Source organism: Terrabacter sp. FW104-15G4B (genome assembly GCF_058790095.1).
In genome coordinates, this window is record NZ_JBYTCI010000055.1 from 1 (window position 1) to 9,613 (window position 9,613).

Annotated in this window: 9 protein-coding genes and 1 riboswitch; of the genes, 5 read left to right on the forward strand and 4 right to left on the reverse strand. The window is 72.4% G+C overall.

All coding sequences use genetic code 11. The features are described from left to right. From AC3WRT_RS20320 to AC3WRT_RS20340, 5 genes are all read left to right on the forward strand, one after another. On the forward strand, positions 1 to 1,245 hold a 1,245-nt coding region (locus AC3WRT_RS20320), incomplete at its 5' end, for a glycosyltransferase (RefSeq protein ID WP_492725178.1). Then, the gene (locus AC3WRT_RS20325) at positions 1,242 to 1,544 is read left to right on the forward strand and encodes a hypothetical protein (RefSeq protein WP_492725180.1); all 303 of its coding nucleotides are present in this window, start codon (positions 1,242 to 1,244) and stop codon (positions 1,542 to 1,544) included. The genes AC3WRT_RS20320 and AC3WRT_RS20325, both read left to right, overlap by 4 nt. Continuing rightward, positions 1,541 to 2,719, forward strand: coding sequence for a UDP-galactopyranose mutase (glf, locus tag AC3WRT_RS20330; protein ID WP_492725181.1), 1,179 nt, complete (start codon positions 1,541 to 1,543; stop codon positions 2,717 to 2,719). The genes AC3WRT_RS20325 and glf overlap by 4 nt, the downstream gene beginning before the upstream one ends. Positions 2,720 to 2,859: 140 nt before the next feature. After that, a complete protein-coding gene (locus tag AC3WRT_RS20335) occupies positions 2,860 to 5,028 on the forward strand; it encodes a SpoIIE family protein phosphatase (RefSeq protein WP_492725183.1) in 2,169 nt (722 codons plus the stop codon). Next, on the forward strand, positions 5,021 to 5,503 hold the full coding sequence (locus AC3WRT_RS20340) for an STAS domain-containing protein (RefSeq protein WP_492725185.1): 483 nt from the start codon (positions 5,021 to 5,023) through the stop codon (positions 5,501 to 5,503). Before AC3WRT_RS20335 ends, AC3WRT_RS20340 begins: the two co-directional genes overlap by 8 nt. Before the next feature lie 2 nt (positions 5,504 to 5,505). Here AC3WRT_RS20340 and AC3WRT_RS20345 read toward each other — a convergent pair whose 3' ends face one another. From AC3WRT_RS20345 to AC3WRT_RS20360, 4 genes are all read right to left on the reverse strand, one after another. Beyond that, complete coding sequence (locus tag AC3WRT_RS20345) at positions 5,506 to 6,189, reverse strand: DsbA family oxidoreductase (RefSeq protein ID WP_492725187.1); 684 nt, start codon at positions 6,187 to 6,189, stop codon at positions 5,506 to 5,508. 108 nt (positions 6,190 to 6,297) lie between these two features. Beyond that, positions 6,298 to 7,104 carry a C40 family peptidase gene (locus AC3WRT_RS20350; protein WP_492725189.1) on the reverse strand — a complete coding sequence of 269 codons (807 nt, stop codon included), beginning with the start codon at positions 7,102 to 7,104 and terminating at the stop codon, positions 6,298 to 6,300. A 2-nt stretch (positions 7,105 to 7,106) separates the two neighbouring features. Next, a riboswitch (cyclic di-AMP (ydaO/yuaA leader) is annotated at positions 7,107 to 7,282 on the reverse strand. 217 nt (positions 7,283 to 7,499) lie between these two features. Further along, entirely contained in the window at positions 7,500 to 8,195 is a 696-nt protein-coding gene (locus AC3WRT_RS20355; RefSeq protein WP_492725191.1) for an iron-dependent transcriptional repressor DtxR, read from the reverse strand. Between the two features lie 29 nt (positions 8,196 to 8,224). Next, a complete protein-coding gene (locus AC3WRT_RS20360) occupies positions 8,225 to 9,457 on the reverse strand; it encodes an MFS transporter (RefSeq protein WP_492725193.1) in 1,233 nt (410 codons plus the stop codon). Positions 9,458 to 9,613 lie beyond the last annotated feature (156 nt).

Genomic DNA, 9,613 nt, shown 5'->3' on the forward strand with positions numbered 1-9,613 from the left:
AGCGAGACCCCCGCCGCCATTCCCGTCCCCGCAGAGAAGGAAGCCTCCATGGCCACACCCGCAGCATCGCCGTCCCCCCGAGTGACCGCCACCTCCTCCCCGTCCGCATCCAAGCAGGCCGACCTCGTCGTCCTGTCGCACCTGCGGTGGATCTGGGTGTGGCAGCGCCCGCAGCACCTCGTGTCGCGCTTCGCGGCACGGCGTGCGGCCGACGGCGCCCAGACCTGGTTCGTCGAGGAGCCGGTCTACGGTGACGTGGACGCCCCCGAGCTGCGCACCGAGCAGGTCGACGGGCTGACGAGGGCCTACCTCGTCCTGCCCCACGGCATGGGCCAGGGTGAGGACCCCGGCTTCGACGCCCCGGGGGCCGGCGGCTACGGCCGGCTGCTCGGCGCGGCCCTCGAGGAGGCGGGCGTCCGCGAGCCGGAGGTGCTGCTCTACACCCCGATGGCGCTCGACGTCGCCGAGGAGCTCTCGCCGTCCCGGCTCTACTACGACGTCATGGACGACCTCGCCTCCTTCCTCGGTGCCCCCGGGGGCCTCGTGCTGCGCCAGCGCCGCACCCTGAAGGAGGCCGACGTCGTCTTCGCCGGCGGCCGCTCCCTCTACCGCTCCGTCGCCCAGCACCGCACCGGCCCCTGCCACCTCTTCCCGAGCGGCGTCGAGACCACCCACTACGCGCGATCCCGCGCGCTCCGCGTCGAGCGCGAATGCCCGGTCGCCGGCTACGTGGGCGTGATCGACGAGCGCGTCGACCTCGATCTGGTCGCCGACCTCGCCGCTGCGCTGCCGGACTGGACGATCCAGGTGGTGGGCCCGGTCACCAAGATCGAGGAGGCGGACCTCCCCCGGGCCGACAACCTCGAGTTCCCCGGCTGGGCCCGCTACGAGGACCTGCCCGAGGTGATGGCCGGCTTCGACGTCGCCCTCATGCCCTTCGCCCTCAACGAGGCCACCCGCTCGATCAGTCCCACCAAGACGCTCGAGTACCTCGCGGCGGGGCTGCCGGTCGTGTCCACCCGGGTGGCCGACGTCGTCGCCGACTACGAGAACGTCGTGCACTTCGCCGACGACGGTCCCGGCTTCGCGGCGGCCGCCCGCCACGTCATCGGGCACGCCAGGACGGAGCGGGACCGCCGGGTCCGACGGATCAGCGAGGACCACGAGTGGGACGTCATCGCCGAGCGGATGAGCAAGCTCATGGCCGACGGCACCGCAGCTCGCGTCAGGCAGGCCCAGGCATGAGGGCCGCAGAGCTGACGAGCCTCGCGGCCTCCCTCGAGGAGGCCCACGGGTTCGGCGTCAGCGCCGCCACGGCCGGCCTCCAGGATGCTGCCCTGGGCGGCCTGCGGCTGACTGGCCCAGGGGTCCCCGTGCTTGCCGAGGCCGCGGTGAGCTCGGCCACCCCCTTCCTCCGGGCGCCCCTGCTGGCCCGCATGTCCGCGGTCCAGCGGCTGCACCCGGCGACCGGGGACGGCGACGGTAGGTGCCCGACGTGCCACATCCCGGCCCCCTGCGAGACGTCCGAGGCGGTGCAGTGGTGACCGCGCAGAACGCCCCCGTCTCCCTCGTCGTGGTCGGCTCCGGCTTCTTCGGCCTCACGGTGGCCGAGACGGTCGCCCGCACCACCGGCAAGCGGGTCCTGGTCCTGGAGAAGCGAAGTCACCTCGGCGGCAACGCGTGGTCCGAGCAGGAGCCGACCACCGGCATCGAGGTGCACCGCTACGGCGCGCACCTCTTCCACACCTCCAACGAGCGGGTGTGGGAGTACGTCAACCGCTTCACGTCCTTCACCGGCTACCAGCACCGCGTGTTCAGCGTCTTCAAGGACCGCGTCTATCCGCTGCCGATCAACCTCGGCACGGTCTGCGAGTACTTCGGCCGGCACCTGAACCCCACTCAGGCCCGCGAGCTGATCCGCGAGCAGGCGCAGGAGGGCCTCGACGGCGAGCCGGACAACCTCGAGGAGAAGGCGATCTCGCTCATCGGTCGCCCCCTCTACGAGGCGTTCGTCCGTGGCTACACCGCCAAGCAGTGGCAGCTCGACCCTCGTGAGCTCAGCCCGGAAATCATCACCCGCCTGCCGGTCCGCTACACCTTCGAGAACCGCTACTTCACCGACTCCTACGAGGGGCTGCCGACCGACGGGTATGCCGCGTGGCTGACCCGGATGGCGGAGTCGCCGCTCGTGGACGTGCGGCTCGACACCGACTACTTCGACGTGCGCGACGACCTGCCGGACGGCATACCCGTGGTCTACACCGGCCCCCTCGACCGGTACTTCGACTACTGCGAGGGCCCGCTGTCGTGGCGCACGCTGGACTTCGAGCAGGAGGTGCTCGACGTCGGCGACTTCCAGGGGACTCCGGTCATGAACTACGCCGACGAGGACGTGCCGTGGACGAGGATCCACGAGTTCCGACACTTCCACCCGGAGCGTGACTACCCCCGGGACCGCACCGTCGTCGTCCGGGAGTACTCCCGCACGGCCGACACCGTGGACGAGCCGTACTACCCGGTCAACGGCCCCCAGGACCGGGACCGGCTGGCCCGGTACCGTGAGCTGGCCCGGCAGGAGGAGAACGTCTGGTTCGGTGGCCGGCTCGGCAGCTACCTCTACCTCGACATGCACATGGCGATCGCATCGGCCATGTCACTCCTCGACAACGAGCTCCTGCCGAGACTGCAGGGCGACGGCGCGGCCAGGAACACCCGTTAGGGATGCTGCGGAGGCGGGACGGAACCCCGCCCGCCGCAGAAGGGGTGGACCAAGGGCTCGTCAGGGGCGCGGCATACTCCTAGAGTTCGTGCCATGGCGGGGCGTGGGTGGCGGGGCTGCTCCCGACGATGATGGCAGACGTGGGGGCGATCGAGACCTCACCCACTGCCGTCATGCCCGCTGTGGCCTCCCGAACGCACCGCCTGGTGCGCCTCGCAGGGATCGCCGTGGCCTACTACCTCGGCGCCCGCCTCGGTCTGGGCCTGTCCCTCGTCGGCAACGACGTCACGCCGCTCTGGCCGCCGTCCGGTGTGGCGGTTGCGGCGCTCGTCGTCCTCGGACGGTCCTACTGGCCGGCGATCGCCGTGGCGGCGTTCGTGGTGAACCTGCCGATCAGCACCACGCCGTTGGCCGCCGCCGCGATCACCGTCGGCAACACCCTCGCGCCGGTCCTCGCCGCAACCCTGCTGCGCCGGGTCGGCTTCCGTCGCGAGCTCGACCGCCATCGCGACGCCGTCGCGATCGTGTTCGTCGGCGCCCTGGCCAGCATGCTCGTCAGCGCGACGATCGGCTCGTCCACCCTCCTCGCGTCCGGCTCCATTCCCAGAGCCCAGCTGCCGACCGCCTGGGCCGTGTGGTGGACGGGCGACGCGATGGGCGTGCTCGCCGTCACGCCGTTCTTGCTGTGCCTGCCCCTCTTCCGGGAGCAACCACGCTGGCCTGCGCAGCGGTGGCTCGAGGCCGGGCTCATCATGGTCGTGGCCACCGTCGTCATCCTGATCGCCGTCGCCACCGGGCTTCCCTTCCTGTTCCCCACGCTGCCCGCCCTCGGCTGGGCAGCGTGGCGACTCCAGCTGCGGGGCGCTGCACCGGCAGCCCTCATCGCCTCGGTCCTCGCGTCGTGGGCGGCCGCGCAGCAGCACGGGCCGTTCGCGGGCAGGTCGCTGTTCGGCCAGATGCTGATCCTGCAGTCCTACAACGTGTGCGTCGCCCTCACGTCCTTCTTCCTCGCCGCCCTCGTCAGTGAGCGGCTCCGGGCCGCAGCCGCCCTCACGGCAGCCGCCACCGATCTCGAACGGCGCGTCGAGCAGCGCACGGCGCAGCTCACGGCGGCCAACGTCCGCCTGGTCACGGAGATCCGGGAGCGCTCACAGGCCCAGGACCTGCTGAGCCACGAGGAGGCGCGGGCCCGGCGTGAGCACCAGATCGCCGCGACCCTGCAACGCAGCCTCCTGCCGGACCGCCTACCCGACGTGCCCGGCCTCGCGTTCGCGGCGCGCTACGTCCCCGCCACGGCAGACGTGCAGGTCGGCGGCGACTGGTACGACGTCGTCCAGCTCCCGGGCGGCAGGGTCGGCCTCGCCATCGGCGACGTGGCCGGCCACGGGCTCCAGGCCGCCGCCACCATGGTGCAGGTCCGGATGGCGTTGAGGGCCTACGCGCTGCAGGACCCCTCCCCGGCGGCGGTGATGCGGGGAGTCCACCAGCTGGTGGCCAAGCTGCCCGTGCCGGAGATGGTGACGCTCGTCTACTTCGTCTACGACCCGGCCACCCGGCACCTTCGGTGGAGCAACGCCGGCCACCCACCCGCGCTGACCTTCGGGGAAGGGGATGGCTCGTTCCTGCTCGGCGCACTGGCGCCGCCCGTTGGCGTCACCGCCGAGGGGTCATACACCGAGGCCGGCTGCGACCTGGCGCCCGGTGCAACCCTGCTGCTCTACACCGACGGCCTGGTCGAGCGGCGTGGCGTGTCGCTCACCCATGGCCTCGAACGGCTCGACCGGGAGGCTCGCGCCGGCCTGGTCGACGACGCCCTCGACGCCCTCTGCGACCGGCTGCTCTCGACGTTCCTGGACGAGGACCACGTCGAGGACGACGTCGCTCTCCTGGTGATGCGGCCCGACCCGGCGGTCGACGGCGAGCTGGACGTGCAGCTGCCGGCGGAGGCCCGCAACCTCGTGCAGGTGCGCAGCGCTCTGCGGCGGTGGCTGCAGGAGTCGGGCACGCCCGATCCGGTGACCAACGACGTGCTCGTCGCCTGCGGCGAGGCCTGCGCCAACGTCGTGCAGCACGCCTACAGCGGGCAGGAGGCGCCAGGCGACCTCCTCGTCGAGGCACGCCTCCACGAGGACGTCCTCGAGCTCGTCGTCCGCGACACCGGCCGGTGGCGACCACCCGCCGACCGCGGTGGCGGGTGGGGCCTGCAGCTGATGAAGGGCCTGGTCGATGACGTCGAGGTGCAGAGCACCGCCGCTGGCACGGTGGTGCGCCTGCGCCGGCGCGTGGGCCGGGAGCGAGCTGATGGGTGAGCTGGCGACGCTCGAGACAGCCCACGCCGGCACGGTCCACGTCGCCCGCGTCACCGGCGAGCTCGACCTCTCGAACGCCCGGGAGCTCACCGACGCCCTCGCGCCCGCCGTGCCCGCTGACGTGACCCTCGTGGTCCTCGACCTGAGCGGCACGCGCTACCTCGACAGCGCCGCCATCGCCTCGCTCTTCCGCCTCGCGCAGCGCCTGCGAGACCGACGCCAGGACCTGCGGCTCGTGGTGCCCCCGGATGCGCCGATCCGCGCGGTCCTCGAGCTCACCCGGCTGACCCAGGTGATCACCGTCGACGAGGCCGTCCCCGACCTCCCGGACGTCGGGCGTGCGTATGCCGCCCTGCCGCCCGCGACCGCTCCCCTCGCCAAGCCCCGGGAGCCATCCGGCGTCGACGGGCCGGCAGCCGAGCTCGACGGCACGGCGGGCGCCCCTGCTGCGCAATGGCCCCCGGGGACGGGCTGAAGTCAGACGGTCTCCGTCGCGACGCCGCGCAGCAGGGCGAGGTAGTCCTCGACGGGCCGCGCACCGGACACGGCGGCATACCCGTTGGCGAGCACGAAGGGTGTCGACGTGACGCCCATGGCTCGAGCCTCCCGCTCGTCGGCGCGCACCTGCTCGGCGTAGGCGTCGGAGGCGAGCACGGCCGAGACGCGCCGCTCGTCGAGGCCGCACTCCGCCGAGAGCCGCTGCAGCACCTCGTGGTCGTCGATGGGCAGGCCCTCGCCGAAGTGGGCGGAGTGGAAGCGCTCCACGGCAGCCGACCGCAGGGCCGGCCCTCCCATCTCGCCGGCGAGGGCGCAGAGGCGGTGGGCGTCGAAGCTGTTGGCCCGCACCGCCCGGTCCCAGTCGAAGACGAGGTCGTCGGCCTGCGCCGTCTCGCTGGCCTTGGCGTTCATCAGCCGCCCGGTGCCCGCGTCGCCGCCGTGCCGCACCGACAGGTGCTCGCTGACGGGCACCCCTCCACCGACGGGGACGTCCGGGTAGAGCTCGAACGACCGCAGACGCAGCGTGACGTCGTGCGGGCGCTCGAAGGCACCGACCGCCGCCTCGATGCGTCGCTTGGCCACCCACGAGTAGGGGCAGACCAGGTCGCTCCAGAGGTCGAGCTCGATGAGGGTCGTGGATTCCGCGGCTGGCTGGTCGGTCATCGTCTCAGTCAACCACGCACGCAACGACGCTCGCCGACCGAGCCGGGAACGCACGATGCCCCCGCCGGATCGGCGGGGGCATCGTGAGGTGGCGTGAGAGGTGACGGCTCAGAATCGGCCGTAGCCCGACGGCGTGGTCCAGATCGAGTGGTTGCCGATCACGGTGCCGGGGCGCTGGGCGTCGATCATCCGGCCCGGGCTGACGTAGATGCCCACGTGGTAGGCCGGCGAGCCGAAGAAGACGAGGTCGCCGGGGCTCGGGCTGCTGACGCGGGTCGCGGCCGACTGCTGCGCGGACGCGGTGCGCGGGATGGAGATGCCGGCCTGGCGGTAGACGTACGAGGTGAAGCCCGAGCAGTCGAAGCCGGAGGGCGACGAGCCGCCGTAGACGTAGGGCACACCGAAGAAGGACTGGGCGATGCCCACGATGCCGCTGGCGGTGGGCGCCGGCGCGGGGTTGATCGCCGCGCGGGGCGTCGAGGTGGACCGCGACACGCGCTGGCTCGCCGTCTGGCGCTGCGAGGCCGCCTCGTCGGCGGCCTTTGCAGCCGCCTCCTCGGCGGCCTTCTTCTCGGCGCGCTGGGTCTTGACCTGGATGTCCTCGATGACGACCGGCTTGACCGTGGCCTGCGCGGACGCGGGCTTGGCGTAGCCGATGGCCGACAGGGCGTTGCCGGCCTTCAGGGCGCCTGCGGCGGGACCGACGGCGGCGGGAGCTGCGACGACGTTGCTGCTGCTCGACCCGTCGGCGGCGTTGGCCGTGCCGGCGAACGAGGCGACCAGACCACCCGAGGCCGCGACGATCGCGGCGCCCTTCACGGCGGGCTGAGCAGACTCCTTGGCGATCGTCTTGAGCTCCGACATCGCGTTGAAGCGACCGGGGGCGCGGTGGCGCCCGGGAACGTTCTGAGCCACGTTTGACCTCTCGACGCCTACGAGGTGAGCTGTCGGGTTCGGGCTGGAGGTACTGCCCGGCCTTCGCTCGGACCAGGTTCGGTCCACGGAGGGCTTCACCCCGAGGGCGTCTCTCGACGCCCGGAGAAAGTGGTTCCCCCGCTCCTGCCATGCGGTTCGTACTGAGCCTCAGGTCGATGGCAGGACTAGGCGGTCCGACCCGGGGCACTCACTCGACGGGGAGAGCAAGTGGGGCCAACCGTACCCAAAGGGATGGGCGTTGTCACCTCCGAGTTCCCGAATTGTGCAAATTCTCGGAGAGGCTCGGGCAAGTGACGGAAAAGCCCGGTCAAGGCATGGCAAGCAGTGACGAACGGCGTCATCCCGAGGTGGCGAACCACCACAGCGGCTGCGGCTCAGGCGGCCTGGCAGAAGACGTGCACCGCGACGTCGTCGGGCAGCGAGACCCCGGTGGAGGGCTCGCTCCCCTCCCGGACGGCGAGGACGCGGCCGTCCTCACGGACCACCTCGACCCGCGCGCCCGGCACGACCCCTGCGCTCGTCAGCAACGCGAGCGCCTCGGGGTCGACCTGCACCGGCTCGCCGATGCGCCGGATGGTCACGACGGCGGGCACGCCGCCGACGACCGCGCTCAGCGTGGTGAGGCCGGTGAGGAAGTCCTCGTCCTGGTGCACGCCGAGCTCCTCGAGCCCCGGGATGGGGTTGCCGTACGGCGACTCGAGGCCCTCGCCGATGAGGCCGAGGATCTTGCGCTCGACCTTCTCGGACATGACGTGCTCCCAGCGGCACGCCTCGTCGTGGGCGTACTCCCACTCGAGACCGATCACGTCGACGAGCAGCCGCTCGGCCAGCCGGTGCTTGCGCATGACGCGCGTCGCGAGCAGCCGACCGTGGTCGGACAGCTCGAGGTGGCGGTCACCGGACACGGCGACGAGCCCGTCGCGCTCCATCCGGGCCACCGTCTGCGACACCGTGGGACCCGAGTGCCCCAACCGCTCGGCGATGCGTGCGCGCAGAGGGACGATGCCCTCCTCCTCGAGCTCGAAGATGGTGCGCAGGTACATCTCGGTGGTGTCGATCAGGTCCGTCACTGTCATACCTTCTCAGAGTCGGAGGACGGTCACGGACCGCCGTCGGGCGCCGGCCTGCGGGTCGGGTCGTGGCGAGGCACCCAGACGCGCAGCCAGCCCGCCCCGGCGACGGCGCCCAGGCCCAGGAGGACCGACGCGGCGCCCAGCGAGACGACGGCGCTCAGCCCTGACAACACCAGAGGGCCCCCCGCCCTTCCCAGGTCGGCGCACAGGCGCCACCCACCGAGGAACTGGGCCCGGCCGTCCGCGGGCGAGGCGTCCGCCCCGAGCGTCATGATGAGCCCGGCCCCGAGGCCGTTGCCGACGCCGAGCACGGTCGCGGCCGCGGTCACTGCCACGAGGCTGGTCGCGAGCGGCAGCAGCGCCATGCCGAGTCCGAGCACGAGCATGCTGGGCACCGCGGCGGCGACCCGGCCGTAGCGGTCCATCAGCCACCCCGAGGGGTAGAAGAGCACCATGTCGAGGGCGCCCGCCACCCCGAAGACGAGCGACGTCTGGGCCGGCGAGAAGCCGACAGACTCCGCCCACAGCGGCACCAGCGCCTCCCGGACGGCGCGCGCGCCGGCCACGCACATGGCCCCGGTACCCAGGGTCAGCAGGACGTGCCGGTGCTGCAGCAGCACCGAGGAGACGCTGCGGGGCGCGCCACCGCCTGTAAGGCGGTGCGCGGACCCGGTGATGTCGGGGGCGAAGAGCACGAGGACGAACGCCGCGAGGCTCGCGACCCCGCCCACGGCATACGCCGCCTCCGTGCCCCCACGGGAGATGACGAAAGAGCCGATGAACGGTCCGACGAAGTAGCCGATGCGGTTCACCCCGCCGAGCGTCGAGAGCGCCCGAGCACGCATGGCGACGGGCACCGCCTCGGTCAGGTAGGCCTGCCGGGCCAGGCCGAAGAGCGACCCGGCCAAGCCGATCACGAGCACCCCGACGAAGAGCATGACCAGGCCGCCGGCGAGCGCTGCGACGAGCATGCCGACGGCCTCGACGACGGCGGCCACGAGCAGGGCCCGACGCTCACCGATGCGTGCGGCCAGGGCCCCCGACGGCAGGTCGCCGAGCAGCTGGCCGACGCCCAGCATCGCCACGAGCAGCGCGGCCACACCGATGGAGGCTCCGAGCTCACGCGCGGACACGGCGATGATCGGCGAGACCGCGCCCGCGCCGGTCGAGCCGAGGAGGGTCGGGCCGTATGCCGACAGGGCGATCGCGCGCAGGCCACCCTCGCGCCCAGCCGCACCGTCCCCCTGGATCTCGGTCACGCCACAGGACCCTAACGATCGGGTCACTCGGGTGGCTGGCCCACCCGCCCGACGAAAGCATGGGCCGGGTGGCCGCAAGTCGCAGGACGAGACCCCCGGTGGCGGTGGTGGAACAGGCGAGCCCTCCGGCCGCCCGGCTCCCGATGAGCTCTGCCC

Bases quoted from the DNA above. Each gene is read 5' to 3' on its own strand.
- AC3WRT_RS20345 (WP_492725187.1), bottom strand. From the start codon at position 6,189: ATGACCGACCAGCCAGCCGCGGAATCCACGACCCTCATCGAGCTCGAC.
- AC3WRT_RS20325 (WP_492725180.1), top strand. From the start codon at position 1,242: ATGAGGGCCGCAGAGCTGACGAGCCTCGCGGCCTCCCTCGAGGAGGCC.
- AC3WRT_RS20340 (WP_492725185.1), top strand. From the start codon at position 5,021: ATGGGTGAGCTGGCGACGCTCGAGACAGCCCACGCCGGCACGGTCCAC.